This window comes from Shouchella sp. JSM 1781072 (assembly GCF_041949915.1).
In the GTDB taxonomy this organism is placed as follows: Bacteria; Bacillota; Bacilli; order Bacillales; family Bacillaceae_D; genus Shouchella.
This window is the reverse complement of the sequence record NZ_JBHFQE010000002.1, coordinates 522,398-546,503: the sequence shown is the minus strand read 5'-3', so window position 1 is coordinate 546,503 and position 24,106 is coordinate 522,398. Positions and strand designations below refer to the sequence as shown.

Genomic DNA, 24,106 nt, shown 5'->3' with positions numbered 1-24,106 from the left:
ACTAAGGGCTTATCTTTTATTTATATGAACCGTACGAATAACATTTGCTCGTTACGGCTAATCTTGGTATTTTCCATCATCTAAATGTTTTGTTTCGTGTCTCTCTTTTTTTATGAAAAAGTAAGACCAATAGAGTGATCCAACAAGCCCTGGTACAGCGGCTATAAAGAACGCTCCAAGGTAGCTAATTGGTGCAAATAACTGGTCATCCCAAATCATTCGCACTAGATAAAGAATGCCAATGCCAGCGAGCCCGGTGATCACTGCACCACCGAGACCGAATGAAAGGAGTACGAGTGCAATATGGCTTTTTGTCGTTTTCATTTGTAACAACTACTTTCTATGGTGTGAGTCATTCTCTTTTCAAAGATGCTTATTTATTTGGCAGGTATCGCTTCTACAATTATTATGAGTCTTTACAAATGACGACTAATACTTGGCCTTTTTTAATCGTTTCTTTTAATATATTGGATTGGGTCGTGTTAAATCCACACCCCTCAAGGGATTTGTCGATGTGAAATTCATCTTTATCGTATGTCACGTTTTCTTCTGGCAGGTCATAGTCCATAGATGCTTTCGTTTGTTTTCTTTTAGGAAAAGGCACAATCACGTTGATACAAGAACGATCGTATTTTTTCTTCATTTTTTCTACGGCTTGGTAAGCTTCAGCTTCATTTTTGTAGTCTTTAAACATTGGTCGTTGCATGATTTCACCTCTTAATCTTTTAAGCTAGTTATTCTTTTTTTCCACTTAGAAAACGAATTAAAACCTCATTTTATCGTTGGATCTAGTGTAAGAATGTGGGTGTTTAGTTGAGAATTTTCTCATAAAAATTAGATAAAAAACCTATAGGAACTACACTTATCACGTACTAAAAAGAATGAATCTGCATATACTTTAAAAACCTAGTTGACTAATCGGGATAAAAGGAATAAAGTGTAGTATGAACGAATTCATAGACATATGTTAACGAGCGAAAGGGAGGGTTCACAATGGAAGTTGGCTTAACGATTGCGGTCGTTGCGTCCGTATTCATTGTTGCTGCAGTTCTGTTTTGGATGCAGCGAAAACATTTATCATTTTCAGTACGCGTATTAACCGCTCTTGGGGCAGGGATTGCGCTTGGCTTTATTTTTCAATTTTTCTTTGATCCAGCATCCAACGTCATTGTAAACGCAATGGATTGGATTGGCATAGTCGGAACCGGCTATGTACGATTTTTACAAATGATTATGATGCCGCTTATTTTTGTGGCGATTTTATCTGCTTTTACACGGATCACGGCGGCCAAAGAAGTCGGAAAAATTAGTGGTCTAGTCATTGGGTTACTTGTGACAACGACGATTATAGCTGGAGCGATTGGATTTACTTCTGCATCAGTCTTTAATCTTAGCGCTGATGACATTCAAGTTGGTTCAGCGGAACAGGAACGCGGGCTTTCAATGGAAGAGCGATACGATACGATGGAAAGCACAACCATTCCTCAACAAATCGTACAGCTCATCCCAACGAATCCGTTCGCTGATTTAACAGGAGAGCGAGCGACATCCACATTAGGTGTAGTGATTTTTGCAGCGTTTCTAGGGGTAGCTTACTTAGGTGTACGTCGCAAAGAACCGCAAGCGGCAGAAATGTTTGAAAAGATTATCGGCGCCATCTTTTCAGTCGTGATGCGCGTCGTCACATTAATTTTACGCTTAACGCCATACGGGGTGTTGGCGATTATGACAGCGACAGTCGCTCAAAGTGATTTAGGGGCGGTGGCAACACTTGGAACATTTGTCATTGCGTCCTATGTAGCACTAGCAGCTGTTTTTCTTGTTCATTTACTCATCTTATTGTTTATGGGACTTAGCCCGGTTCAATATGTGAAAAAGGCATTTCCAGTGTTAGCATTTGCGTTTACATCTCGAACAAGTGCGGCGGCGCTGCCGATGAATATTCAAACGCAGAAAAAATTAGGTGTACCAGAAGGCACAGCGAATTTCGCAGGCTCATTTGGTCTTTCGATCGGCCAAAATGGTTGCGCAGGTGTGTATCCCGCGATGCTTGCGTTCATGATTGCACCTACAGTTGGTCAAAATCCGTTTGAGCCAGGGTTTATTGCGATGCTTCTTGTGGTCATTGCTATTAGCTCATTTGGTGTGGCGGGTGTCGGTGGCGGCGCGACGTTCGCAGCGATTCTCGTTCTTGCCGCAATGGATTTACCAATTGCACTGGCAGGCTTATTAATTTCGATTGAGCCGTTAATTGATATGGGACGGACAGCAGTGAACGTTTCTGGAAGCATGATTTCTGGTATCTTTACATCAAAAGTGAAGAAAGATTTAAACCATGATGATTACAAAAATGATTCCTTACGTATTGATGCAATTGAAGAAGCGAGCTAATGCAAAACCCGCAATCGTCATTGATTGCGGGTCTTTTTTTTGCGATCGTCACGAACTAAATGAAGGGCTGTAAGAATCGCAGTTATGGGAATAATGAGTGCCACGCCAATCCCAGCACAAAAGATCGTAATTATTTCATTGGCGAACACTTTTGCATTCACCATATCACCGAGTGAATAGGAAAGGTCTTTGAACCAAATGAGTAGAGCGAGTTGGCCGCCGAAGAAAGCAAAAAACAATGTGTTTGCATTGGTTCCTAATATGTCTCGTCCGATTTTCATGCCAAACAAAAACAGTCGCTTTATACTAGTCTCACGATGCTGACGCTGAAGTTCCTGCATGGGAGAGGCAATGGAAATAGCGGTATCTGCAATAGCGCCGATCGTACTCATCACAATGACAGAAGCCGCAATTTGAGTGAAATCAAGTCCGATTAAAAGGGAGAAGGCGCCTAACTCTTCAATTTCTTCTTCCCCGAAACCTTGAATCATTGTTTGGCTTGTCATAAATGAAATAAATAAGAGTAAGAGACTAATCGTAATCATCGTAGAGACAAAAGCTGTAATGGATTTACTGCTCCATTCATTAATAATAAATAAGGTTGCCGCAGCAATGAGCGTACACGCAAAAAATGTAATGACGAGTGGGTTGGCATCAGGGTTTGTCATGAAGACAATTGATGCAAATAAAATAATAAAATTTAAAAACAACACCGCAAAAGAACGAGCCCCTTTTTTGCCGCCAATTGCCACCATTAGGATAAAAAGAATCAGCGTTAAGACGGTTAACACATTCATCCTCTCGCCCTCCTTCTACGAACAAAAAAGATCGACAAGTACAGACCTACTGGGATCGCTAAAACAATGCCAATTCCCGCAACAAGTGCCCGAGCAATTTCTAACGAAAGATTGAGAGATAAGATGAAATCGAGTGGAGCTTGATTTCGGAAGTATAATAAAATACTTGGAATCGCGCCGCTTATATAGGCGAAAAACATAATATTAATCATTGCGCCCATCACATCTCGGCCTATTTCTAAGCCGGATGTTTTTAAAGTCGATTCGTCAATCGCTTCGTTTTCTTCGTACATACCAAAAATGGAAGCCGACATTGTGATCGAGACATCCATGACAGCCCCTAAAATGCCGATTAACACACCTGCCATAAACACGGTATCATAAGGACGGGTTAAAAATTGCATTTCCTCAAATCGCAACCCTCGTCCATCTAATAAAGTGAGCACAAGATAGGCTAATGCCATCGTAATCGCCGTCACAATTAAAGTCGACAAGATCGCGGTGTACGTTTTTTCATTTGCACCATTCACGAGAAGTAACGTTACGACTGTAAACAAAACCGCACTGACAGCACTTATTGGCAAAAGCCAATCATTTGATGTTTGAATGTATAGATCTAGAGCGAAGGACAGAATTAAACCATTCACTCCAAGCGAAATGGCGGAATAGAAGCCTTGTTTTTTGCCGACAGCCATTAGAATAAATAAAAAGAACCATCCGACAAGAACAAGATAATGATCTCGTTTGACATCAACGATTGATCCGGATAAACGTTCTTCTTCGTCAGATTCAATAAAAACAAAGACATCACTTCCAGGAGAAAAAGAGTGGTCGTACGCACCTGAGTCCGAGTATTGGTTCGTAAGTTCAATCATTTCTCCTTCTTGATCGCCGTTTCGCAGTTCAGCCACGATAGCCTGCGTGTAAATCCTATCTTCATTATCAAATTGGTCAACAACTAATTCCTCATCATACGTAGTCGTCTCAAGTATTGTTGCAATCGGGCGGTCATAAAACGAATAATTGTTAAACACAAATAAAACAGAAGCGATCGCCAATAAGAAAAGTGCGAGGATCCATACGGAACGTCTTTTAAAAAATAGTAACGAATTCATGCTTTCGCCCAGCTTTCTTTTTCAATTCTGTTTACTTTATCAAGGAGCCATCAAAAAATCAATGTAAAAAAACGCTCGCCTCATTTGAGAGGTCGAGCGTTGGAGGTTTATTCGTTTGCTGCCCACTCTTCTCGCAATAAGCCCATACGAATGGAGTCGTAATAATGCCCGTTGTAGTAGCGAACGTTTCGAATTCGTGCTTCTAACTTCATGCCGAGCCTTTCCGCAGCGCGAATCATACGAGTATTGCCAGACCACGTGGTGAGACCGACGCGAACATGATCTGTCGTCTGAAATAGGTGGTCGATCCATAGTCGTAGGGCACGTGTGCCGAGACCCTTCCCCCAACGTTGAGCTTGATAAAAAATAATGCCCATTTCAAGCCAATGTTGCTGGACGTCTTCATAATAGTAGCTAACAGTTCCACAAATGTCTTGGTCCACGGTAATGACCCAACGATCAGACTGGTTCACCCACGAATCCTTTTTTGCGAGAAAGGATTCGTAAGACATGGATTGATGAGGGAAGTAAGGAGCGTCCCATTGTTTCCACTCAGGTTGTTCGTCCTTATAGATGAGTTCCCATAATGTCGCAAGATCTGATTCATTTATAGGACGTATTTCAAGTTCGTTATCCGTAGACATTGGTTTCCTCTTTTCATTATTGAATCGAATACGATTGAAAAGAAGATGTGCGCTCTTACATTTCAATCCCCTTTGTATATGTAAGCTGTTTCAAAATCATCATCCCTTCCATCATTGTTAGAATAATCTTACCATCGAGATGGATGAAAAGAAACGATTCAAAAAGGATTAAAGAGAGCTGTCAAGTTTGGAGAGCGGCACGCGTTTTACGCGATTTTTTATTCTCAAGCTGTCATGCAGCTCTCAAAAGGTGACATTGGTTCATTTAATTAGATGACTTTTAACGATTGTGCAAGCCCACGTACAGCTTGTAGCTCCTTGTACGATATTAACACGGAACGAAAGACACGATTTCGAATCGAAATACTTTGGTGAAGCGTCTTTTCAAGTTCTTCAGGATAAGAAGAAGAGACATAGTAAATTAAATCTGCGTACGATAAATCTAGCTCTTTGCATGATTTGTGTTTCTTAAGAAGGTGATTCTGAATTTTGTTAATTAGCGTAAATGCTGTTTGGTTCTGTCTATGATTCATGATGATCCCCCTTTAATTAGAAAGCATAACAAAAAACAATGACTTCAACCAATACCCTTTCAATAATTTTTTGAAACCCCTTTTTTAAGTATGATAAAAAAAGCGTGTTTATGACGACTAAGTGAGAGGGTGCCGTACTTCTTAAAAACGGTTTACTAAGGAAGCGATTTCCTAAGATAGAATTGACCGCTGTTGGTGGAGGCTGAAGAGGATAAGAAAATCAAATCGTAAAAAAGCTGTTAACAAAATGACTGAGAATATGTGAATGTTAAACAGATTGCGAATATCCCCTATGATTGGTATCTGATCTATGAGATACTATAGATATTAGACTTATTTAGTCTAATTCGAAAGGTGTTGATCCCCGATGTACAAGGTAGAACGCATTGTCGAAGGGGTAACAGAGACCTTCAAGGACTCAAATAGTTATTTGGACAAAACCTTTGCTGATCCTGTTGCCGCAAATTTGTTGGCAAAAAAACTCAATTTAGATTTAATTATCGCAGACAATGATGTTTGGCGTGTTGTAAATTATGCATAAATACATGGGTATTTGCCTATGTTGACCTCTAAGCGGACGAGCTTAGAGGTTTTTTTATAAGATATCATGTACACCTGAACGTTGGAAACAAAAAAAGAAAGGGACAAATCCCTTTCTTTTTCTAAAAACTTATTTTGCAATTTTCACGCGTGATTCAAGCGATTGAAACTCTTTTTCGCCAGGTGTTTGAGCTGGTTTACCAAATGGCATTTGTGCGCGAAGTTTCCATGTATTCGGGATGTCCCATGTAGTAGCGACCATTTCGTCAACAAGAGGGTTATAGTGCTGTAAGGAAGCACCTAAACCTTCGAGCTCAAGTCCAGTCCAAATCGCAAATTGTAGCATTCCTGACGATTGTTCTGACCACACAGGGAAGTTGTCTGCGTACAGCGCGAAGGATTCTTGGAGACCTTCTACAACGCTTTGATCTTCAAAGAATAATACGGTACCATATCCGCCTTTAAAGCCGTCCATTCTCGCTTGAGAAGATGAAAAATCGCCATCACCAACAACCTCTTTAAGAATGTCTGTTGTTTTTTCCCAGAAAGTATCATGTTCCTTACCAAATAGAACAAGCACTCGTGCTGATTGTGAGTTAAACGCAGATGGAACATATTTTACCGCGTGCTCAACAATTTCTTGAACGCGCTCAGTTGAAACAATTTCCTCTTTTTCGACTGTATGGTAAGAACGTCTTGTTTCAATTGCTTTAAAAAAATCTGTCATCGTAATCTCTCCTTTTACTTTCTTCTTAAGGATAAGCTCATTTGCTTTTTCCTATTCGCTTTTTTAGTAGTATACCTAGTAAAAGATTTTCACGGAAGTACGCACTTTTTTGTAAGAAAGGTTCCAAAAAGATACCAAGTGGGGGAAGTGGTTATGTATGAAGTACATCGTTATTGAAGGAATGCCTAAAAAATCTAAAATGAGTGAAATCGAACAACTGCATCACCAGATCTTTACTGAAAATCGCTCGCTCTATGATCAGATGCTGAAGAAGCCTTTTTTGGTCATACATCTTGCATATGATGCGCAAACGCTTGTCGGTTATAAAATTGGATACAAACAGTCAACGTCCATTTTTTACAGTTGGTTAGGTGGTGTGCATGCAGATTATCGTGGTAGAGGTATCGCGCGACAGTTAATGAATCGGCAACACTTAAAAGCAAAAAAAGCTGGCTACTCGTTTATCGAGACAAAAACAATGAATCGCTGGCGCGACATGCTAATCGTCAACATTCAATTTGGATTTGACGTCGTCGATGTGGAGAAAAAAGAGGGAGAAGAGCCAAAAATTCTTTTACGAAAACATTTATAAAGAACCCGCCAGCTTGTGCGAGCGAGTTCTCTTTGCTTATGCCTTTAAAAAGTCTTTTTCTAAATATGCAGGGTTTGGGTATTTATAGAAGCCTTCACCAGATTCTGTTCCTAATTTTCCTTTATCAATCATCTCTTCTTTTAGGAATGTCGCTACTTTTTGTGCTGCTTCATCACCAGCTTCTCCTTTTGCATAACTAATGTTATAGGCTGTACGAATACCGACTGTGTCAAGAATCGCAAATGGACCAGCCGGTGAACCTGTTGCGACCATCCATGTCTTATCGATCGTATGAGCGTCGGCGATATCATTCACAAGAAGCTCTTGTCCAGCATTTAAGAAAGGGACGAGTAGTGAGTTTAAGATATATCCAGGTTGTTCTTTGTAGATAGGAAGTGGCACCATGCCGATAGCTTCCGCAAATTCAACCAGTGCCTGAAACACGTGATCATCTGTTCCTTCATGCTTCATGATCTCGGCTGTGTTCTTCACACGGATATCGTTTGCAAAGTGTAAAGCTAAGAATTTTTCTGGACGACCTGTTTCTTTTGCAAACTGACTTGGGAGTAAAGTGGAGGTGTTCGTTGCGAATATCGTTTTATCAGGGGCCACCTCACCTAATTTTGTGTAAAAGTCTTTCTTTATGGCTAGTTTTTCAGGAACCGCTTCAATGACTAAGTCAGCATCTTGCACGGCTTCACTTAGATTGGCAGAAAACCGCATGCGCTCATATCCTTGTTGAACATCAGCATCGGTTAAATCAAAGTCTTGTTTGTAAAGCGTCATTAATTTTTCCACACGCTCTTTTGCTTTATCAAGTGCTTCATCATTAATGTCATACACAGTGACTTGAAATCCTTTATACGCTGTTTGATAAGCGATTTGACTTCCTAAGACGCCGCTTCCTGCTACCATCACGTTTGAAAATTTCATCGGTGTCATCTCCTAGCTGTTATTGTGGACTTTATATATCCATTATGAACGTCCTTTCTAGAAAAGAAAAGAATGTTGCTCAAGTAGTATTAACTTTTCGTGACGAATGGATCCAAACAAGCTACACTAAAAGCAAGGTGTAGATAGAGAAATGGAGGAAGCCAAATGAAGACGTTACATATTGCTAGTATCCCAGGGGACGGGATCGGAAAAGAGGTTGTCCCACAAGCAGAAAGAGTTTTGAAAGCGGTTGCCGAATTACATGGAGCACTGCGGTTTGAATTTACACAGTTTCCATGGAGTTGTGAGTACTATTTAGAACATGGTGTGATGATGCCTGAAGATGGGCTAGCACAATTGAAGCCGTTTGATGCGATCTTTTTAGGGGCAGTAGGGAATCAGCACCTTGTTCCAGATCATATTTCTCTATGGGGGCTTCTAATCAAGATTCGACGTGAGTTTGAACAAGTAATTAATATGCGACCAGCGAAGCAATTAGCAGGAATTCAATCTCCGTTAGTCAACCCGAAAGATTTTGACCTTGTTGTCATTCGAGAAAATAGTGAAGGTGAATATAGTGCTTCAGGTGGGCGCATCCATAGTAACGAAGATGAAATTGCGATTCAGAACGCCATTTTTACACGTAAAGGGACGGAACGAGCGATGCACTATGCTTTTGAAGTCGCAGCCAAACGAAGTGGGCGCGTAACAAGCGCAACCAAATCAAATGGCATTGTGCATTCCATGCCGTTTTGGGATCAAGTCTTTCATGAGGTAAGTCAATCATACCCTGCTATTAAAACTGATTCGCAGCACATTGATGCGCTAGCTGCTTTTTTTGTGACGAAGCCAGCTGAATTTGATGTAATTGTTGCATCGAATTTGTTCGGAGATATTTTAACAGACATTGGCGCGGCCATCATGGGAAGCATTGGAATCGCTCCTGCCGCAAATATCAATGTAAATGGAAAATATCCATCCATGTTTGAGCCAGTACATGGATCTGCGCCTGACATTGTCGGTCAAGGATTAGCGAACCCAATTGGACAAATCTGGACTGCCAAAATGATGCTTGACCACTTTGGCGAAATTGAACTGGGAACACATCTATTATCGTCGATTGAAGCAGTCACAAAGCAAGGTATCTTAACAGCAGATCTAGGCGGAAGTTATTCGACGGAAGCAGTTACAGATGCAATTATAAAAGCAGTTCAAAAGGGATAAAAGGTATACACGTCTGTTTGAAATGATGTGAAAAAAACGCTCGGATGTCTGATGACTCAAATCTAGCTTACTTGCTAGCCTTTGGGTCATTTTTTTCAATTGTAGACAGATAGCGTACAATAGAAACAAGATAATCATGAAGGAGCGAGTTTGTTGACTGATGATGATAAACAACTTCAATGGGCTGTTTGGCAAGGGTTTTTAATTCTTGTGGCCATTGGATTGGCGTTAATTCTACTTTTTCGTTTTGGAGAAATGCTCCCTTTTTTACAGTCCTTGTTTGTTAGTGAAAGGTATAGTTTTCTTTTTCAAGTAGTATCTGGACTCGTGATTGGTTTGGTTGTTGCTTTCGTCACCCTAGGTGTCCTTAAGGTGACAAAAACAACGCTCCCTAGAAACGAATTAACGGATCTCTTACGAACGATGGTATCCTCTCCAGCAGGATTATTTGCAGTTGTCGTTGGTGCACCGATTGTCGAGGAGTTTTTATTCCGTGGTGTGCTTATTGGTTTATTTGTAGACATCGCTCCTGTGTCGCTTTTAATAGGTGTCAATGCGCTTTTATTTATGCTTGTTCATGTTCCGCAATATCGAGGGCTACCTATTCTACATCTCATTATCTTTTTCGTTGGTTTACTTTTAGCTTATCTTTTCGTGGCAACAGGTGCGCTCATTGTGCCAATTCTTGTCCACTGCATCTATAATTTAATTGTTGGCATCGCGATGCGCAAAATGGTGTAGCACTTATAAATTGAGCCAGTCTTCAATTCAGTTTTCAGCAAAGAAGGAGAGTAAGGCGATGGTGATGGCATAGATGACAACGGCAAGACTGGTCCAGACAAAAGCTTTCCGTCTTGAAGTACCAAGAGGAACCATTCCTGCTGCTGTTAACTGGCTACTCAATAGAAAGCTCCCAAAAAAAGAAAGCCCTACTGCACCAAATTTATCATAATACTTCCGCAAGGTTTCACTTCGTTTAGACGGGCCTTTTTCTTTTCCGCGTTGAAATCGAGCTAAAAATGACGTTAGTTTTTCACCTAAAACAATAAAGAGTGTGAGTGATAGGATATTCCCTGCTGTAGCAACAAGTGTAGCGATGATAGGATTTAAATCAAATAAAATAATTGCCACCGGAATCGTTAATAAAAATTCAATAAATGGGATCATCGCCCCAAAAAAGATCAAAAGGTATTCAGTTATAGCATTCATTTTCTGTGCTCCTGTCTAACAAACATAAATGTCTAGTCAATTACTCCACGTTTATTTTCCCGGTAAATAAGACTTCTAATCCTTCCATTACGTGACAAAAGAAAAAATTGGAATAACGTCTAATTAGTAAAAGAATGATTAAATAGCCTTTATCATGGGTACGGAGGGAGGAGGAGGAATCATTTTATGAACTTCATCTTAAATTTAGGTATCTTTTTACCAATTAGTATAGCCATTATTGGGTGGGCAATTGCCATTATCTTTCGTCATCAGCCGACAAAAATTGTGTGGGTGGGAATTAGTAAAATTGTGCTTGCCTTCCTCTTATTTATCATGTTAGTAATAGGAGAAGAGACGCAAACGAATGAAGTAGGATTAGGGATGGCAGGGTCATTCTATTTCTTTATTTTACTGCCAAGTGGCGTCATGACGCTCATCTTTGCATTTATTAGACAGTACAAGCATAGACGACCAAAAACAGAGTAATCGTAAATAAAAGAGGTGAGAAAGGTGTTGGATGCGGAAGAAAAAAAGCTTATTGAACAAGAGTTGGCTTTTTTAGAACAATTAAAGCGAGAAAGATGCCAACCTACTTGTCTTTTTCTATCCATTATTAATGAAGAGGTACGAGAAGTGAAGCGAGCATTAATAGGTCAGCCGAAAAGGTGAATTCAAGCGAATGAATGCCCATAAAAAAGACGTATTAGCCACTGTTGCAGAAGCCCTCACAGAAAGAGGGGTTTCGTTTGGTGTTGGAGGATCGACGTTGCTTTCCTTTCATCATGTAGTCGATGTTGTGAATGATCTTGACCTTATTTTATCTGAATCACATGTAGAGACAGTACAGCACTGTTTGAAAGCGTTAGGAAAAGAAATGCCAGTTACGCATAAAGAACCTTTTCGAACAAGATTTTTTTCAAGTTATTGCATCGAAAATGTCCAAATTGATGTAATGGCTGGGTTTGCGATTGCTCATGAAAATGGCGTATACGAGTTTTCATTTGATCAATCATCCATAACAGACAAAACGGAAATAAGCAGCAATGAGATTCCATTTATGTATTTGGAAGATTGGTATGTGTTTTATTTGTTGATGCCGAATCGGAAGGGGAAAATTAGTCAACTGGAAAACTATTTTCGGAATAAAGGTGTTCGGCACCCAGAAAAGCTGCGGGTCGCCCTACAACAACCATTACCTATAGCCGTCAGAGAAAAAGTAACAGATGTGTTAAACGCATAGAGCGCATTCTTCTATTTATTTTTATGGAGATAGCGCTCTTTTTCATATTTGCAGGGAATATTTAATCCTCTCGTCCCATCTCCTCTTAAGGAACAACAATGGAGTTTTTACATAATTTAGAAATTGACAAGGTGCCATGTCGAGACTATACTATGTGTAACCGGTTACACATTGAGGGGTAAAACGATGACAACAATTAGAGATGTAGCAAAATACGCGAATGTATCTGTAGCTACAGTCTCGCGTGTGTTAAATAATAAAGGGTATGTGAGTAAAGTAGCTGAAGAGGCTGTGCAACAGGCAATCTCAGCATTAAATTATAAGCCAAATGCGGTTGCCCGGTCGCTTTACAATAAGAAATCACGGATGATTGGGCTATTGATTCCCGATATTGCAAATCCTTTCTTTCCTGAAGTCGCCCGTGCAATTGAAGATGTTGCTTTAAAGGCTGGTTATACAGTCGTTTTATGCAATACAGATAGCAAATTAGAGAAAGAACGTCATTACTTAAATACATTGGAACAGAAATATGTTGATGGCATTATTGCGGCTACTGGTGTGGGAAGCTATGACCATTACAAAGATTTAAACGTCCCAATCGTTGCACTCGATCGCTATATTAGCGAAGATGTGCCGACGGTCATGGTCGAAAATAAAGAAGGTGCTAGGATTGCGACCGAACACCTTGTTGAACAAGGGTGTACGTATCTCGCTCATTTACGAGGGAGAAGAGGACTTGGTACAGCGGATGATCGGTATGAAGGGTTTAAAGAAACGGTCGAGCGATATAACATCAAACATATTATTGTTGAAACCGGCTTTAATATTCATACTGCTGAAGCGAAAATGCGTAACTTATTAAGCCATCAGCCTGAAATAGACGGCATTTTTGCAGGGAGTGATGTGACGGCGGCAGGCGCAATGAAAGCAGCTCATACCCTTAAGCGCGCAATCCCAGACGATCTACAAATTATCGGATTTGACGGAATTGCTTATGGCGAGATGTTAAGTCCATCATTATCAACGATGAAACAACCGATTTATCGCATCGGTGAAAAAGCGATTTCGTTACTGATTGAGCAAATTGAAAAGAAGAATGTAGAAACACACCACTATGTGTTTCCACCTGTCTTGCAACTACGTGGGACGACAAAGCGAGGGAAGGCATATGAATAAACCGAAAGTCACAGTTATTGGAAGCATAAACATGGACATGGTCACAACAACGCCACGTGTGCCAAACCAAGGAGAAACAATCATAGGCGAAGCGTTTCAGACCGCTTTCGGCGGAAAAGGCGCTAATCAAGCAGTTGCTGCAGCCCGTTTAGGTGCGGACGTAACGATGATCGGTCGTGTAGGGGAAGATGCATTCGGGGAACTCCTTTTAGAGAGCTTGCAAAAAGAAGGTATCCACACATCGAGCGTCGTGGCTGTGGAAAAGGAGAGCTCAGGTGTAGCGACGATTCTTCTTTCAGAAAAAGATAATCGTATCATTGTGACACCAGGTGCAAATCATTCTGTTGATCAAGCGTACCTTGAAACGTACCGGTCAACGATTAAAGAAAGTGACCTCGTGCTTGTCCAATTAGAAATTCCGCTGGATGCGGTTGCCTATGCAATGAACATCTGTCAGGAGGAAGGCGTGCCGGTTATGTTAAATCCGGCACCGGCTCAGACGCTTTCACTTGAAACGTATAAGCAAGCGACATACTTAACACCAAACGAAAGTGAATACAACGAGCTTTTTCTAACGCTTGATGATCAATTAAAAGATAAGCTCATCGTGACACAAGGGTCAAATGGTGTGAAGTGGATGGAACAGGGGATCGAAAAATGGATCGCGGGCCATCAAGTAAACGTTGTTGATACAACAGGAGCAGGCGATACGTTTAATGGCGCCCTTGCCGTCGCAATCGCTCGTAAGGAACCGTTAGAAAATGCCGTTTCGTTTGCAAATGCGGCGGCGGCGTTGTCTGTACAAGCGTTCGGTGCACAAGTGGGGATGCCGACAGAAGAACACGTACACAGATTCTTGAAGGAAGCTGGAGGGCGATAGAATGAAGAAGACTGGCATACTGAATCGAGATATTGCACGGATTTTGGCAACGCTAGGTCATACAGATCATATTGTCATTGCAGATTGTGGGCTTCCAATCCCTTCAGGCGTTGAATGTATTGATTTATCGCTTCGGAAAGGGTTTCCTTCCTTTATTGATGTGTTGGAAGAAGTGCTTGAAGATATGGAAGTTGAAGCGATGATTGCGGCGGAAGAAGTAAGTGAACAGAATCCGTGTATTCATGCCGCTATTCAAAGCAAAGGGCTGCCAACCTACTACTTGCCACATCAAGATTTGAAAGTTGAAACCGCCAAAGCGAAAGCCGTTATTCGGACTGGGGAGTCTACACCTTTTGCTAACGTCATTTTACGAGCAGGCGTTTTATTCTAAAGGAGGACAAGCGTTTGATTGTTGAAATGGAGAACATTGATAAAGCATTTAGCGGCAACCAAGTGTTAAAGAACGTCTTTTTTTCTCTGGAAAAAGGCGAAATTCACGCACTGATGGGGGAAAATGGCGCTGGGAAATCAACATTGATGAAAATCTTGACAGGAATCTATCCTCGTGATGGTGGCAACGTTCGTGTAAAAGGAAAAGATGTGTCTTATACTCATCCAAAAGACGCGGAAGGTGATGGCATTACGGTAATTCACCAAGAATTAAATATTTTGCCTGAGCTTTCAGTTGCAGAGAACTTGTTTTTAGGAAATGAGCAAACTGTTTGGAAAACTGGTTGGTTAAAAACGAAGGAAATGAATCGTTTAGCTGAAAAGCAATTAGCGGAACTAGGTCTTCATATAAAGGCGACTGAACGTGCCGGGAATTTATCTGTCGGCAAACAGCAAATTATTGAAATTGCCAAAGCGCTTATGACCGATGCGGACGTTATTATTATGGACGAGCCTACTGCAGCTTTAACTGATCGAGAGATTGATACGCTTTTTGAAGTTGTGAGAGGTCTTCAGGCAAAAGGCGTGACATTTGTCTATATTTCGCATCGTATGGAAGAAATTTTTTCCCTTTGCCAGCGAATTACGGTGCTAAGAGATGGTCAGTATGTGGCGACAAAGGTTATTAAGGAAACAGATTTTGATGAGATTGTCCGACTCATGGTTGGTCGTGAGTTAGGTGGGCGCTTTCCAGATTACGATTTAAAGCCTGGAGAGGTTAAGTTAGCTGTGAAGGGAATCTCTCGAGAAGGAGAATTTGAAAGCGTCTCCTTTGACGTCAGAGCTGGAGAAATTTTTGGCATTGCTGGATTAATGGGTGCTGGTCGGTCGGAAGTAGTTGAGAGCCTATTTGGTTACCGTAAGGTCGCTAGCGGCACAGTTGAATTAGACGGCAAACCGGTAATCTTTAAAAAACCTATTCAAGCGATTGAAAAAGGCATTGGTTTCGTTTCAGAGGATCGTAAATCGAAAGGATTGATCGTCGATTTTTCCGTGCGAGACAATATTAGCTTAACAAATTTGAGTGCGGTTTCATCATCGGGCATCATGCTGCGGACAAAAGAACAGCAGCTCTATGAAGAGCTAGTAAAGAAACTTGGCGTACGTACGTCTGGGCCGAATCAGCAAGCGAAATCTCTAAGTGGAGGGAACCAGCAAAAGGTTGTCATCGCAAAGTGGCTTGGAATAAAACCGAAAGTTCTTATTTTGGATGAACCTACCCGTGGCGTAGACGTAGGGGCTAAGAAAGAAATTTATACGATTATGAACGAATTAGCAAAACAAGGGGTTGCGATTTTGATGGTGTCGTCAGAATTACCGGAAGTCATTGGATTAAGTAGTCGAGTTGGTGTCATGTTTGAAGGCAAGATGCTGAAGATTCTTGATCGCCACGAGTTAACGGAAGAAGCCATCATGCATGAAGCGACTGGAGGAGAAAAACATGTTCGACAATAAAAGATTTAAAGCACTTGCTGCAACGCTTGGTCCGTTTATTGGCTTATTTTTAATTATTCTTGTTATTAGCATTTTAAATCCAAGCTTTCTTTCGACGGCGAACTTGTTAAACGTCCTTAGACAAGTGTCGATTAACGCACTCATTGCATTTGGGATGACGTTTGTCATTTTAACAGGTGGAATTGATTTATCCGTCGGTGCCATCCTTGCTTTTTCTGGTGCAGTGACAGCTACAATGCTTGCGTCAGGCGTGGATACTGTCCTCGCGATTCTTGTTGGCTTGCTTGTTGGAGCGATTTTAGGTGCTATTAACGGCATCATTATCGCAAAAGGAAAGGTAGCTCCTTTTATCGCTACGCTTGCGACAATGACGATTTATCGTGGTGCAACCTTAATGTTCACCGATGGTCGCCCGGTTTCTGGTCTAGGTGACTCAACGTTATTCCAAATGATTGGCGGCGGCTACTTCTTTGGTATTCCGATGCCTGCCATTACGATGCTGATTAGTTTTCTAATCCTCTACTTCATTTTAAAGAAAACCACGTTTGGTCGTCGAGTGTACGCGGTAGGTGGGAATGAAGAGGCATCCATCTTATCTGGAATCAAAGTGGATCGAATTAAAATTTATGTCTACTCGTTAACGGGTTTTTTGGCAGCGGTTGCAGGTGTGATATTAACATCTCGTTTAAATTCTGCTCAGCCTACAGCAGGAACGATGTATGAGCTAGATGCCATTGCTGCGGTTGTGTTAGGTGGAACAAGTTTAACAGGTGGTAGAGGTTGGATTGTAGGTACACTCATCGGTGCTTTAATCATTGGTGTTTTAAATAATGGATTAAATTTACTAGGTGTCAGTTCATTTTTTCAACAAGTTGTAAAAGGGAGCGTTATTTTGCTGGCGGTCTTACTAGATCGTAGAAAAACAGCTTAATTTAAATCAGAGGAGAGATCATGATGAAAAAAGTAACATTAACATTCGCAACAGTAGGGTTAGCGGCATTTTTAGGAGCATGTTCGATGGATTCACCAGGTTCAGACGATGCAGAAAACGGCAACGGCTCAGGGGACAGCGAAGAGAACGGTGAATATACCGTTGGGTTATCCGTGTCAACATTAAACAACCCATTCTTTGTTACATTAGAAGACGGAGCTGTTGAAAAAGCAGAAGAACTGGGAATGAGTATTGAAACCGTTGATGCGCAAGACGATAGTTCCAAACAAGTCAATGACGTAGAAGATTTAATTCAACGTGGAGTCGATTTAATTTTGATCAACCCAACTGATTCATCGGCCGTATCGGCAGCAATTCAATCTGCAAATGATGCGGGTATTCCAGTTATTACGGTTGACCGTGATGCAGAAGGTGGAGAGGTTGTCACGCATATCGCTTCGGACAATGTTGCAGGAGGCGAGATGGCTGGAGAGTACTTACTAGAATTAGTAGGGGAAGGAGCTCTTGTTGCTGAATTAGAAGGCATTCCTGGTGCATCTGCCGCTCGTGAAAGAGGAGAAGGCTTTCACAATGTTGCGCAAGAATCGCTTGATATAGCAACGAGTCAGCCGGCAAATTTTGACCGTGCAGAAGGGTTAACCGTTATGGAAAATATTCTTCAAAGTAATCCAGACATCGAGGGTGTATTTGCTCATAACGACGAAATGGCATTAGGTGCACTTGAAGCGATTTCAGCAGCAGGTCGTGACGATATTGTTGTGGTAGGTTTCGATGCTACCGATGATGCAGTAGCTTCCGTTGAAAATGGCGAACTTGCTGGAACGATTGCACAACAACCTACACTTATTGGGGAGGAAGCTGTCCAAGCGGCATATTCCGTTCTCAATGACGAAGAGGTAGAAGACTTTATTCCTGTTGAACTTGAGTTAATTAACCAATAATAAAGGACTCACGCTCCTCTTACCGAAAAGGGTAAGGGGAGTGTTTTATTTTCGAAATGGACGGTGTCAATATGTGGAAACAACAAATGCTCGTAACGAAAAGAGGCGTATTCGAAGTGTTTATAAAGGGAAAGGGTGCACCTTTGTGCGTAACGCACCACTACTCTACATTCAATAAATCAGGAGATTATTTTGCTGAAGTGTTTACTTCTTCTTATAAGGTGTTTCTAATAAATCTCAGAGGGGCTGGTCATTCTGAACGTATGATGGAACCGTATCAGCTAAGTATGGTTGAAACGATCTATGATTTAGAAGCAATACGTACTGCCTGTGGATTAAGCAAGTGGGGATTCGCGGGCCATTCAACAGGAGGGATGCTAGGTGTTTTATATGGGATCCATTATTCACAATGTTTATCTTGTTTAATTCTAGTAGGTGCGGCAGCCCGTGAATACGCTTCGAATTCATTGGATTGTATTTATCATAATCAGCATCCTTCTTATAAGAAAATGCAGCAACTCCTTAATAAAATCACTGATGTAACGTTAACAGCTGAAGAGAGAGGGTTAAGTAAGGTTGAGAGAACAAAATTATCCCTTTTTTACCCATCGAAATATCATGAATATTTCAATAGAGAAATTAGGAAAGATCTGAATAGAAGACGATTGGCATTCTTTAGTAGAGAAGTAAAAATCTTTGATGTAACTAAACAACTCTATCGCATTCAGACGCCTACGTTTATTCTTTGTGGGCGGCATGATGTTCAGTGCCCGGTAAATTATTCAATTGAGATGGCAGAGCTTATTCCAAGTGCTCACCTGAAACTGTTTGAAGAAAGCAATCATTATCCGTTTCTAGAAGAACCAACCCTTTTTAAACAAGAAGTTTTGAAATTTAACCTGCAACAAAAAACGCTACAACTCGGCTCCCAAGTGAATGAGAGCCGGCGGTAGCGCTGTTTGTTTTTTAGTTGTTTTCACGATAAGCAATAGAATACTGATCTGCAGCTATCATCGCATCGACAACATCATCAACGGTTGGAACACTTGCCATATTGTGGCTGCTTTCGCCTTCTTGAAGAGCGGTTTCTGCCACTTTTTTCAATTCATCACGATCAAGATCTTTAATATGAAGATCTTCAAACGTCGTTGGCAGATGAAGTTGTTGAAGTAGTGAAATGTAGCGATTGATTTCTTCCTTGTCACGTGCTTCATAAGCAAGTTGAGTTAAAATACCAAACGCGACTTTTTCACCATGGCTCTTTTTATGGATATCGCCATCTAAGACGGTGAATCCGTTATGAACCGCATGGGCAAGTGCGAGTCCAGCACTTTCAAAGCCTAACCCACTTAATAGCGTATTCGCTTCAACAATTTGTTCAAGTGCATAAGAGACAACTTGACGTTTATTTGATTCATATGCAAGTAGTCCATATTCAAATAACGTTTGCTCACATTTCTCTGCAATAGCTTTTGAAGCAATGGTTGCTTGTCCGCCAGCCATTGTTGTCCCACGTGCTTCTAAGCTTGCTCGCGCTTCGACCCATGTTGCCAATGCATCTGCAATGCCAGCTGCGAGGAAGTGTGGAGGCGCTGCAGCAATGATTGCTGTATCGAGAAGGACAAGGTCAGGATTCTTAGTATAAAAGCGATAGCGCTCGAAAACACCTTTATCGGAATAAATAACGGATAAGGCACTTGTGGGCGCATCTGTAGAGGCTGTTGTTGGAATAACAGCGCATGCCGCACCCTCTACGGAATCTCTAACGCCTTTAGCCGTATCGAGTGTTTTCCCGCCTCCAACACCAACGATAATATCAACGTTTTCTTTATTTGCTTGTTCGCTAATTCGTTCAATCTCTTTTGATGACGCTTCTCCTTCAAACATCACTTCAATTACATGGAGATCATGTTCTTTTAGGCTACCAGCGACACGGGTTGCTGCAATATCCCATACAGTTTTATCTGCAATGACCATTGCTGTTTTTCCGTAACCAGAAATATACTCGCCAGATTTATCTAGCGTGTCACGGCCTTGCACATATTTACTTGGACTAATAAAGATTTTTTCGCTCATCGTTCATCACCTTTCAAATCGATTCTAGTCTTAAATTACCCTGAGAAAACAAGTTATAAACTGTGGGAAAAATTGGTTGAAGTACATATGTTTTTAGAAAAAATGTAATTTTATGTTTAATTATACAGTGAACGGGTAAATGGGAATAAGGGGGTTATTAAGAAGAATGATACATAATGAATTGTTTTGTACGCATTGTAAAAGGGAGGTCGATGAAGAAGATTGGTTAACGGTCGTGTTTGAACCTAATCGAGCACAAGCAGAAATTTTTTGTGAAGAATGTAAAGAAAAAGAGTTGCTACCTAAACCATCTTAAGCTTCGATGAAAAAGTGAGAATACATACATAATGAAGGAAGACAGCTTTTTACAAATGCGCTGTCTTTTTTATTGTCTCTAGTTGAGGGCCATTATGTTTTGGGTTGTTTACTAAGGTGCTTACCCTTCTAGATTGAAGATGCTTAGGACTAATAGGCTGAAATAAAAAGGACAGTTTATCATAGTCCGTAATGGTAGGGTCAAGCCATGCTTGTCGATTGCCTTCTTCCAAAACAACAGGCATTCGAGGATGAATGGTTTTGATGTTCTCGCTCGCGACTGTCGTTAAAATTGTACACGATTGAATGGTTTCGTTGGTTTTGGTGTTTCTCCAAGAATCCCACAGTCCAGCGAAGGCTAAGACTTGCTGATCCGTAGATTCAATGACATAAGGTTGCTTTTTTCCATTTTCTTTTTTCCATTCATAGAAACTGCTGGCTGGAATGATGCAGCGATTGTTCGCAAGTAAGTTTTTAAAACTGCGCTTTTCGTGCAATGTTTCTGAACGGGCATTGATCATTTTTTGTCCAACGTCTTCACGCTTTGCCCAGTAAGGAATTAAGCCCCATCGCATAAAGCTAGCTTTCGCTTCGTTCATTTCATTGGAAATGGTTAAAATGGGTTGTGATGGCGCAAGATTATAGTTCGGTTCAATAGATGGAAACGAGATTTCAAATACCTTCTCTAATTCATTTGAAGAATGAAACAAAGTAAAGCGACCACACATTTTTTTCGCCTCCGCTACATGATACGTGTAGCATTACCAGGTATGATGGATCTCATGAAAAAAACACGTAGAAACAGGTAAGTTGTTCCTACGTGCGAAATCATATTACTGCAAAGCATTTTCAGCATCTAACAAGCCACTTCCAAATCGGAATGAATCGCCAAGGTCTGTTGCTGTATCGTTTAAGTGTGCGCGAATTTGTTCATTTGTCCAGCCAGGGTTTTGCTGTTTGACAAGCGCCGCAGCACCTGCAACATGTGGCGTTGCCATTGATGTACCGCTCAAGCTATCATAACCTCCACCTGGGTACGTACTTTCTACTCCGACACCTGGTGCAACAATGTCAAGACCTTCGCCATATTGCGAAAAGCTTGCCAGATTGTCAGACTGATCCGTAGCACCTACCGCCATTGCATTTTCGTAGCGTGCTGGATATCCAAGAGAAGCGGTGCCAGAATTTCCTGAAGCGGCCACCACGAGTACACCACTATCTGAGGCATCGTTAACAGCTTGTTCTAATGTTTGACTTGGGGAAGGGCTACCAAGGCTTAAGTTTGCTACATCCATGTCATTATCTGCTGCCCACTCGAGTCCTTGAGCAATGGAACTAATGGAGCCTGAACCAGATGCACTTAATACCTTTACTGCAAAAAGATCAACATCAGGTGCAACGCCTAAGACGCCTTCGTTATTATCTAATGCAGCAATCGTTCCGGCCACATGCGTCCCGTGCCCATTTCCGTCATCGGAACCACTTTCTCCAGGCACAAAACTCACACCGCCCTGAACATTTAAATCAGGATGTGGATCAATTCCAGTGTCCAAAACAGCGACATTTACGCCACTGCCAGTAACGCCTGCAGCTTGAGCAGCTGGTGCGCCGATTCGATCAATACCCCAAGGAATGCTTTGCGCCATAGTCGTTACTTCTTGATCCTCTTCAATATAAGAAATGCCATTCTCTGATTCTAATTCATTAAATTCTTCCTCAGTCATTTCAACGGCAAGAACAGGTATATCTTTAAATTCATAGGTTACATCAATTTCATCGGTAGATTGAATTCCTACTTCATTTTCTAAATCTGTTGTGAATTGTTCGACTTCTTCAGCTGCTTCAAAGCCGATTAGATAGGACTTCTTGTCCTCAGCTGCTTCTGAAATAGATGGTGTTCCTACCAGAGCAATCATAGCGATCGTTGTCCCTGCGATAATAAGATGTGGTCTTTTTTTCAATGGTAACGCCTCCTAGTTCAAAATGGGTGTTCGCTAGCTTGTTCATTACGATAGCACGCATAAAGGCGCATTTTTATTGGGAAACATGGGAGTGATTTTCAGAATTAATAACTAAAATAACCAATAAAAATAAGCGAATTGAACCAATTATGCTGATAAAACAACGGAAGTTAGATTGGGAAAATGAATAAAGGTGGCGCCCTGAAAATTTCAGACGAATATCGACAAAAATACCTTCATCTCAGATATGTAGATGTCATTTCTTTTATAAGGAAATATTGGAAAAATGTTAAGGAGGAATAACCGATTGTGTCATGTAATTGAAAGGGGAGCCATTCATTTTGTAACGTTTGTAAAGAATGTCATCTGTGCTTAACCATTTAATCGATTGTGATATGATGGATGAAACGACAATCAAAAAGTGGAGGCGTTCTTATGGCTACAATTGATACTTTTAACAAACTTGATATTCGTGTAGGAACCATCGTTGAAGCTGAGTTATTTACCGAAGCACAAAAACCTGCAATGAAACTGCAAGTGGATTTAGGGGAATTAGGTATAAAAGCGTCTTCAGCTCAAATCACAAAACGTTATCAGCCTGAAGAATTAGTGGGAAAACAAGTCTTAGCCGTTGTTAACTTTCCTGCAATGAAAATTGCTGGCTATACGTCGGAGATTCTCGTGCTCGGAGCTGTGCCGGGAGAAGACGATGTAGTCTTGATTCAACCTGAGACGAATGTTGCAAATGGAACGAGAGTCGGCTAATAGATGAATTGGGGATAACTCAATTTAATGTGGTGAGATTATCCACATAAAGCGGATACATCCACATTTTTATGTGTATAACTTGTAACTTATCCACTTTTTGTGCTTGGATCATGTGTACAAATTGTTTTTGAAGAAAGAAAACTTTTTAAGTGATTTTAAGTGATTGAAAAAAACGCTTATAAAAACTTACATTATTACTTTTATTCACTTATAATAGAGGATGGGAATTGTCCCTATTGCTCAAGCCTAAAAAGAGTAGCACCACTAATGCTGCTCTTTGGGTGATTGAGCGAACCTCATTTGCGACGCTACGTCTTTTTTTATATACTAGTAATAACATCGTTCGAGCATTCGAATGAAATACTTACATTGACTGAGGGTTATGGCGAGCATGTTAACAACACTTAAAGATGAACAGTTTGATGAGCTTTATCAGCTATTTGAGGAAAGTTTTCCACAAGACGAATTTCGCTCGTATACTGTCCAAAAAGGATTATTGGACAGAGAAAATTACAATGTATACATTTACGAGCAGAATCAAGACATTGCTGCTTTTTTTGCTGTGTGGGAAACAGAAGACTTTGTTTTCCTGGAACACTTTGCTGTTAGAGAAGCCTATCGTAACGGAGGCTTAGGGGGGAAGCTTTTAAAGCACATGCTTGAAGAAGTAAACAAGCCAGTAATCATTGAAGTAGAGCCACCAGATGACGAATTAAAGCAACGTCGTGTTGCCTTCTACGAACGCAACGGCTTTCACTTCAGTTCGTACGGCTACATTCAACCTGCGCTAGGAGAAGATAGACAGCCGATGCCATTAAACGTAATGGCTTATCCACAACCGTTAAACGATGAGCGGTTTTATGTATTCAAAGACTGGATTTTTGCTGAATTATACAATTAACGTTTAATGACGATGCCACGCTTCTCTATAGAGCGTGGTTTTTTATATGGGATTTACTTGTTTTTTAGCGTTAAAATTTTTGTCTCTTCAATAAGTTTTGATTGAATATAGAGCTGTTGTTTTGCTATGGCTTTGAAATCTTTGCGTTTTAAATCAGCTTCATACTTAGATAGCTCACTCACTTGTTTACTTAATTTATCCATCTGAACCTCTCCTTTAACTACGCCTGTAGTAGTCATCGATCATGAACAATTGAATTGTTGTTATTGTATCAACCCTATTAGTA

Annotated in this window: 31 protein-coding genes; 18 read left to right on the top strand and 13 right to left on the bottom strand. The window is 40.9% G+C overall.

Translation table 11 applies throughout. The features are described 5' to 3' along the window. Positions 1-57 precede the first annotated feature (57 nt). Positions 58-324: a hypothetical protein gene (locus ACE1TH_RS12335; RefSeq protein ID WP_099302991.1), complete on the bottom strand. Its 267-nt coding sequence runs from the start codon at positions 322-324 to the stop codon at positions 58-60. 82 nt (positions 325-406) lie between these two features. Further along, the gene (locus ACE1TH_RS12330) at positions 407-706 is read right to left on the bottom strand and encodes a hypothetical protein (RefSeq protein ID WP_099302989.1); all 300 of its coding nucleotides are present in this window, start codon (positions 704-706) and stop codon (positions 407-409) included. Positions 707-993: 287 nt separating this feature from the next. Between ACE1TH_RS12330 and ACE1TH_RS12325 the strand changes: the two genes are divergently transcribed. Then, positions 994-2,391, top strand: a complete 1,398-nt coding sequence (locus tag ACE1TH_RS12325) for an L-cystine transporter (protein ID WP_099302987.1) — start codon at positions 994-996, stop codon at positions 2,389-2,391. Positions 2,392-2,408: 17 nt separating this feature from the next. Here ACE1TH_RS12325 and ACE1TH_RS12320 read toward each other — a convergent pair whose 3' ends face one another. The 4 genes from ACE1TH_RS12320 to ACE1TH_RS12305 all read right to left on the bottom strand — a co-directional run bounded on the left by ACE1TH_RS12320 (position 2,409) and on the right by ACE1TH_RS12305 (position 5,480). Beyond that, the gene (locus ACE1TH_RS12320; protein WP_375079143.1) at positions 2,409-3,188 is read right to left on the bottom strand and encodes a YibE/F family protein; all 780 of its coding nucleotides are present in this window, start codon (positions 3,186-3,188) and stop codon (positions 2,409-2,411) included. Then, positions 3,185-4,303, bottom strand: a complete 1,119-nt coding sequence (locus ACE1TH_RS12315) for a YibE/F family protein (RefSeq protein ID WP_375079142.1) — start codon at positions 4,301-4,303, stop codon at positions 3,185-3,187. Before ACE1TH_RS12315 ends, ACE1TH_RS12320 begins: the two co-directional genes overlap by 4 nt. Positions 4,304-4,410: 107 nt before the next feature. Further along, positions 4,411-4,947 (bottom strand): GNAT family N-acetyltransferase, encoded by a 537-nt coding sequence (locus ACE1TH_RS12310; protein WP_375079141.1) that lies wholly within the window; start codon positions 4,945-4,947, stop codon positions 4,411-4,413. A 269-nt stretch (positions 4,948-5,216) separates the two neighbouring features. Continuing rightward, complete coding sequence (locus ACE1TH_RS12305) at positions 5,217-5,480, bottom strand: hypothetical protein (RefSeq protein WP_099302979.1); 264 nt, start codon at positions 5,478-5,480, stop codon at positions 5,217-5,219. A 367-nt stretch (positions 5,481-5,847) separates the two neighbouring features. Between ACE1TH_RS12305 and ACE1TH_RS12300 the strand changes: the two genes are divergently transcribed. Beyond that, positions 5,848-6,021, top strand: a complete 174-nt coding sequence (locus tag ACE1TH_RS12300) for a hypothetical protein (protein WP_176554382.1) — start codon at positions 5,848-5,850, stop codon at positions 6,019-6,021. A gap of 129 nt (positions 6,022-6,150) precedes the next feature. Here ACE1TH_RS12300 and ACE1TH_RS12295 read toward each other — a convergent pair whose 3' ends face one another. Continuing rightward, the gene (locus tag ACE1TH_RS12295; protein WP_375079140.1) at positions 6,151-6,747 is read right to left on the bottom strand and encodes a nitroreductase family protein; all 597 of its coding nucleotides are present in this window, start codon (positions 6,745-6,747) and stop codon (positions 6,151-6,153) included. A 157-nt stretch (positions 6,748-6,904) separates the two neighbouring features. On the opposite strand from ACE1TH_RS12295, the gene ACE1TH_RS12290 reads away from it, so the two are divergent. After that, on the top strand, positions 6,905-7,339 hold the full coding sequence (locus tag ACE1TH_RS12290; protein WP_099302975.1) for a GNAT family N-acetyltransferase: 435 nt from the start codon (positions 6,905-6,907) through the stop codon (positions 7,337-7,339). Between the two features lie 36 nt (positions 7,340-7,375). On the opposite strand, the gene ACE1TH_RS12285 is transcribed toward ACE1TH_RS12290, so the two are convergent. Further along, entirely contained in the window at positions 7,376-8,272 is an 897-nt protein-coding gene (locus tag ACE1TH_RS12285) for a 3-hydroxyacyl-CoA dehydrogenase (RefSeq protein WP_375079139.1), read from the bottom strand. Positions 8,273-8,437: 165 nt separating this feature from the next. Here ACE1TH_RS12285 and ACE1TH_RS12280 point away from each other — a divergent pair, with 165 nt between their 5' ends. Together ACE1TH_RS12280 and ACE1TH_RS12275 are read left to right on the top strand one after the other, a co-directional pair. Beyond that, positions 8,438-9,496 (top strand): tartrate dehydrogenase, encoded by a 1,059-nt coding sequence (locus ACE1TH_RS12280; RefSeq protein ID WP_375079138.1) that lies wholly within the window; start codon positions 8,438-8,440, stop codon positions 9,494-9,496. 153 nt (positions 9,497-9,649) lie between these two features. Continuing rightward, positions 9,650-10,237 carry a CPBP family intramembrane glutamic endopeptidase gene (locus ACE1TH_RS12275; RefSeq protein WP_099302969.1) on the top strand — a complete coding sequence of 196 codons (588 nt, stop codon included), beginning with the start codon at positions 9,650-9,652 and terminating at the stop codon, positions 10,235-10,237. Positions 10,238-10,264: 27 nt separating this feature from the next. Here the strand turns inward: ACE1TH_RS12275 and ACE1TH_RS12270 are convergent, their stop codons facing one another. Beyond that, complete coding sequence (locus ACE1TH_RS12270; RefSeq protein WP_375079137.1) at positions 10,265-10,705, bottom strand: small multi-drug export protein; 441 nt, start codon at positions 10,703-10,705, stop codon at positions 10,265-10,267. Positions 10,706-10,891: 186 nt separating this feature from the next. Between ACE1TH_RS12270 and ACE1TH_RS12265 the strand changes: the two genes are divergently transcribed. The 10 genes from ACE1TH_RS12265 to ACE1TH_RS12220 all read left to right on the top strand — a co-directional run bounded on the left by ACE1TH_RS12265 (position 10,892) and on the right by ACE1TH_RS12220 (position 18,752). Then, complete coding sequence (locus ACE1TH_RS12265) at positions 10,892-11,191, top strand: hypothetical protein (protein WP_255224511.1); 300 nt, start codon at positions 10,892-10,894, stop codon at positions 11,189-11,191. Positions 11,192-11,215: 24 nt separating this feature from the next. Further along, positions 11,216-11,374 carry a hypothetical protein gene (locus ACE1TH_RS12260; protein ID WP_176554381.1) on the top strand — a complete coding sequence of 53 codons (159 nt, stop codon included), beginning with the start codon at positions 11,216-11,218 and terminating at the stop codon, positions 11,372-11,374. Between the two features lie 10 nt (positions 11,375-11,384). Then, positions 11,385-11,945 (top strand): hypothetical protein, encoded by a 561-nt coding sequence (locus ACE1TH_RS12255; protein ID WP_375079136.1) that lies wholly within the window; start codon positions 11,385-11,387, stop codon positions 11,943-11,945. A 186-nt stretch (positions 11,946-12,131) separates the two neighbouring features. Then, positions 12,132-13,121, top strand: coding sequence for a LacI family DNA-binding transcriptional regulator (locus ACE1TH_RS12250; protein ID WP_375079135.1), 990 nt, complete (start codon positions 12,132-12,134; stop codon positions 13,119-13,121). After that, entirely contained in the window at positions 13,114-14,001 is an 888-nt protein-coding gene (rbsK, locus tag ACE1TH_RS12245; RefSeq protein ID WP_099302947.1) for a ribokinase, read from the top strand. The genes ACE1TH_RS12250 and rbsK overlap by 8 nt, the downstream gene beginning before the upstream one ends. A gap of 1 nt (position 14,002) precedes the next feature. Further along, positions 14,003-14,392, top strand: coding sequence for a D-ribose pyranase (gene rbsD / locus ACE1TH_RS12240; RefSeq protein WP_099302945.1), 390 nt, complete (start codon positions 14,003-14,005; stop codon positions 14,390-14,392). A gap of 14 nt (positions 14,393-14,406) precedes the next feature. Beyond that, positions 14,407-15,906 (top strand): sugar ABC transporter ATP-binding protein, encoded by a 1,500-nt coding sequence (locus tag ACE1TH_RS12235; RefSeq protein ID WP_375079134.1) that lies wholly within the window; start codon positions 14,407-14,409, stop codon positions 15,904-15,906. Beyond that, positions 15,893-16,837 (top strand): ABC transporter permease subunit, encoded by a 945-nt coding sequence (locus ACE1TH_RS12230; RefSeq protein ID WP_375079133.1) that lies wholly within the window; start codon positions 15,893-15,895, stop codon positions 16,835-16,837. The genes ACE1TH_RS12235 and ACE1TH_RS12230 overlap by 14 nt, the downstream gene beginning before the upstream one ends. 23 nt (positions 16,838-16,860) lie before the next feature. Then, positions 16,861-17,799 carry a ribose ABC transporter substrate-binding protein RbsB gene (gene rbsB / locus ACE1TH_RS12225; protein ID WP_375079287.1) on the top strand — a complete coding sequence of 313 codons (939 nt, stop codon included), beginning with the start codon at positions 16,861-16,863 and terminating at the stop codon, positions 17,797-17,799. A 71-nt stretch (positions 17,800-17,870) separates the two neighbouring features. Then, entirely contained in the window at positions 17,871-18,752 is an 882-nt protein-coding gene (locus ACE1TH_RS12220) for an alpha/beta fold hydrolase (protein ID WP_375079132.1), read from the top strand. A 13-nt stretch (positions 18,753-18,765) separates the two neighbouring features. On the opposite strand, the gene ACE1TH_RS12215 is transcribed toward ACE1TH_RS12220, so the two are convergent. After that, positions 18,766-19,875 (bottom strand): glycerol dehydrogenase, encoded by a 1,110-nt coding sequence (locus tag ACE1TH_RS12215; RefSeq protein ID WP_375079131.1) that lies wholly within the window; start codon positions 19,873-19,875, stop codon positions 18,766-18,768. 166 nt (positions 19,876-20,041) lie between these two features. On the opposite strand from ACE1TH_RS12215, the gene ACE1TH_RS12210 reads away from it, so the two are divergent. Beyond that, a complete protein-coding gene (locus ACE1TH_RS12210) occupies positions 20,042-20,191 on the top strand; it encodes a hypothetical protein (RefSeq protein ID WP_176554380.1) in 150 nt (49 codons plus the stop codon). Between the two features lie 49 nt (positions 20,192-20,240). Here ACE1TH_RS12210 and ACE1TH_RS12205 read toward each other — a convergent pair whose 3' ends face one another. Both ACE1TH_RS12205 and ACE1TH_RS12200 read right to left on the bottom strand, forming a co-directional pair. Next, positions 20,241-20,918 (bottom strand): SOS response-associated peptidase, encoded by a 678-nt coding sequence (locus ACE1TH_RS12205; protein WP_375079130.1) that lies wholly within the window; start codon positions 20,916-20,918, stop codon positions 20,241-20,243. A 105-nt stretch (positions 20,919-21,023) separates the two neighbouring features. Continuing rightward, positions 21,024-22,106, bottom strand: a complete 1,083-nt coding sequence (locus tag ACE1TH_RS12200; RefSeq protein WP_375079286.1) for a S8 family peptidase — start codon at positions 22,104-22,106, stop codon at positions 21,024-21,026. Positions 22,107-22,586: 480 nt separating this feature from the next. Between ACE1TH_RS12200 and ACE1TH_RS12195 the strand changes: the two genes are divergently transcribed. Both ACE1TH_RS12195 and ACE1TH_RS12190 read left to right on the top strand, forming a co-directional pair. Next, complete coding sequence (locus ACE1TH_RS12195; protein WP_099302933.1) at positions 22,587-22,916, top strand: tRNA-binding protein; 330 nt, start codon at positions 22,587-22,589, stop codon at positions 22,914-22,916. 394 nt (positions 22,917-23,310) lie between these two features. Beyond that, on the top strand, positions 23,311-23,820 hold the full coding sequence (locus ACE1TH_RS12190; RefSeq protein WP_176554379.1) for a GNAT family N-acetyltransferase: 510 nt from the start codon (positions 23,311-23,313) through the stop codon (positions 23,818-23,820). A 53-nt stretch (positions 23,821-23,873) separates the two neighbouring features. Here the strand turns inward: ACE1TH_RS12190 and ACE1TH_RS12185 are convergent, their stop codons facing one another. Continuing rightward, positions 23,874-24,023: a hypothetical protein gene (locus ACE1TH_RS12185; RefSeq protein WP_375079129.1), complete on the bottom strand. Its 150-nt coding sequence runs from the start codon at positions 24,021-24,023 to the stop codon at positions 23,874-23,876. Positions 24,024-24,106 lie beyond the last annotated feature (83 nt).

What these genes read in the sequence shown, in the direction of transcription:
- ACE1TH_RS12335 (WP_099302991.1), bottom strand. Translation starts at nt 324, where the DNA reads ATGAAAACGACAAAAAGCCATATTGCACTCGTACTCCTTTCATTCGGT.
- ACE1TH_RS12330 (WP_099302989.1), bottom strand. Translation starts at nt 706, where the DNA reads ATGCAACGACCAATGTTTAAAGACTACAAAAATGAAGCTGAAGCTTAC.
- ACE1TH_RS12325 (WP_099302987.1), top strand. Translation starts at nt 994, where the DNA reads ATGGAAGTTGGCTTAACGATTGCGGTCGTTGCGTCCGTATTCATTGTT.
- ACE1TH_RS12320 (WP_375079143.1), bottom strand. Translation starts at nt 3,188, where the DNA reads ATGAATGTGTTAACCGTCTTAACGCTGATTCTTTTTATCCTAATGGTG.
- ACE1TH_RS12315 (WP_375079142.1), bottom strand. Translation starts at nt 4,303, where the DNA reads ATGAATTCGTTACTATTTTTTAAAAGACGTTCCGTATGGATCCTCGCA.
- ACE1TH_RS12310 (WP_375079141.1), bottom strand. Translation starts at nt 4,947, where the DNA reads ATGTCTACGGATAACGAACTTGAAATACGTCCTATAAATGAATCAGAT.
- ACE1TH_RS12305 (WP_099302979.1), bottom strand. Translation starts at nt 5,480, where the DNA reads ATGAATCATAGACAGAACCAAACAGCATTTACGCTAATTAACAAAATT.
- ACE1TH_RS12300 (WP_176554382.1), top strand. Translation starts at nt 5,848, where the DNA reads ATGTACAAGGTAGAACGCATTGTCGAAGGGGTAACAGAGACCTTCAAG.
- ACE1TH_RS12295 (WP_375079140.1), bottom strand. Translation starts at nt 6,747, where the DNA reads ATGACAGATTTTTTTAAAGCAATTGAAACAAGACGTTCTTACCATACA.
- ACE1TH_RS12290 (WP_099302975.1), top strand. Translation starts at nt 6,905, where the DNA reads ATGAAGTACATCGTTATTGAAGGAATGCCTAAAAAATCTAAAATGAGT.
- ACE1TH_RS12285 (WP_375079139.1), bottom strand. Translation starts at nt 8,272, where the DNA reads ATGAAATTTTCAAACGTGATGGTAGCAGGAAGCGGCGTCTTAGGAAGT.
- ACE1TH_RS12280 (WP_375079138.1), top strand. Translation starts at nt 8,438, where the DNA reads ATGAAGACGTTACATATTGCTAGTATCCCAGGGGACGGGATCGGAAAA.
- ACE1TH_RS12270 (WP_375079137.1), bottom strand. Translation starts at nt 10,705, where the DNA reads ATGAATGCTATAACTGAATACCTTTTGATCTTTTTTGGGGCGATGATC.
- ACE1TH_RS12265 (WP_255224511.1), top strand. Translation starts at nt 10,892, where the DNA reads ATGAACTTCATCTTAAATTTAGGTATCTTTTTACCAATTAGTATAGCC.
- ACE1TH_RS12255 (WP_375079136.1), top strand. Translation starts at nt 11,385, where the DNA reads ATGAATGCCCATAAAAAAGACGTATTAGCCACTGTTGCAGAAGCCCTC.
- ACE1TH_RS12250 (WP_375079135.1), top strand. Translation starts at nt 12,132, where the DNA reads ATGACAACAATTAGAGATGTAGCAAAATACGCGAATGTATCTGTAGCT.
- rbsK (WP_099302947.1), top strand. Translation starts at nt 13,114, where the DNA reads ATGAATAAACCGAAAGTCACAGTTATTGGAAGCATAAACATGGACATG.
- rbsD (WP_099302945.1), top strand. Translation starts at nt 14,003, where the DNA reads ATGAAGAAGACTGGCATACTGAATCGAGATATTGCACGGATTTTGGCA.
- ACE1TH_RS12230 (WP_375079133.1), top strand. Translation starts at nt 15,893, where the DNA reads ATGTTCGACAATAAAAGATTTAAAGCACTTGCTGCAACGCTTGGTCCG.
- rbsB (WP_375079287.1), top strand. Translation starts at nt 16,861, where the DNA reads ATGAAAAAAGTAACATTAACATTCGCAACAGTAGGGTTAGCGGCATTT.
- ACE1TH_RS12220 (WP_375079132.1), top strand. Translation starts at nt 17,871, where the DNA reads ATGTGGAAACAACAAATGCTCGTAACGAAAAGAGGCGTATTCGAAGTG.
- ACE1TH_RS12215 (WP_375079131.1), bottom strand. Translation starts at nt 19,875, where the DNA reads ATGAGCGAAAAAATCTTTATTAGTCCAAGTAAATATGTGCAAGGCCGT.
- ACE1TH_RS12210 (WP_176554380.1), top strand. Translation starts at nt 20,042, where the DNA reads ATGATACATAATGAATTGTTTTGTACGCATTGTAAAAGGGAGGTCGAT.
- ACE1TH_RS12205 (WP_375079130.1), bottom strand. Translation starts at nt 20,918, where the DNA reads ATGTGTGGTCGCTTTACTTTGTTTCATTCTTCAAATGAATTAGAGAAG.
- ACE1TH_RS12200 (WP_375079286.1), bottom strand. Translation starts at nt 22,106, where the DNA reads ATGATTGCTCTGGTAGGAACACCATCTATTTCAGAAGCAGCTGAGGAC.
- ACE1TH_RS12195 (WP_099302933.1), top strand. Translation starts at nt 22,587, where the DNA reads ATGGCTACAATTGATACTTTTAACAAACTTGATATTCGTGTAGGAACC.
- ACE1TH_RS12190 (WP_176554379.1), top strand. Translation starts at nt 23,311, where the DNA reads ATGTTAACAACACTTAAAGATGAACAGTTTGATGAGCTTTATCAGCTA.
- ACE1TH_RS12185 (WP_375079129.1), bottom strand. Translation starts at nt 24,023, where the DNA reads ATGGATAAATTAAGTAAACAAGTGAGTGAGCTATCTAAGTATGAAGCT.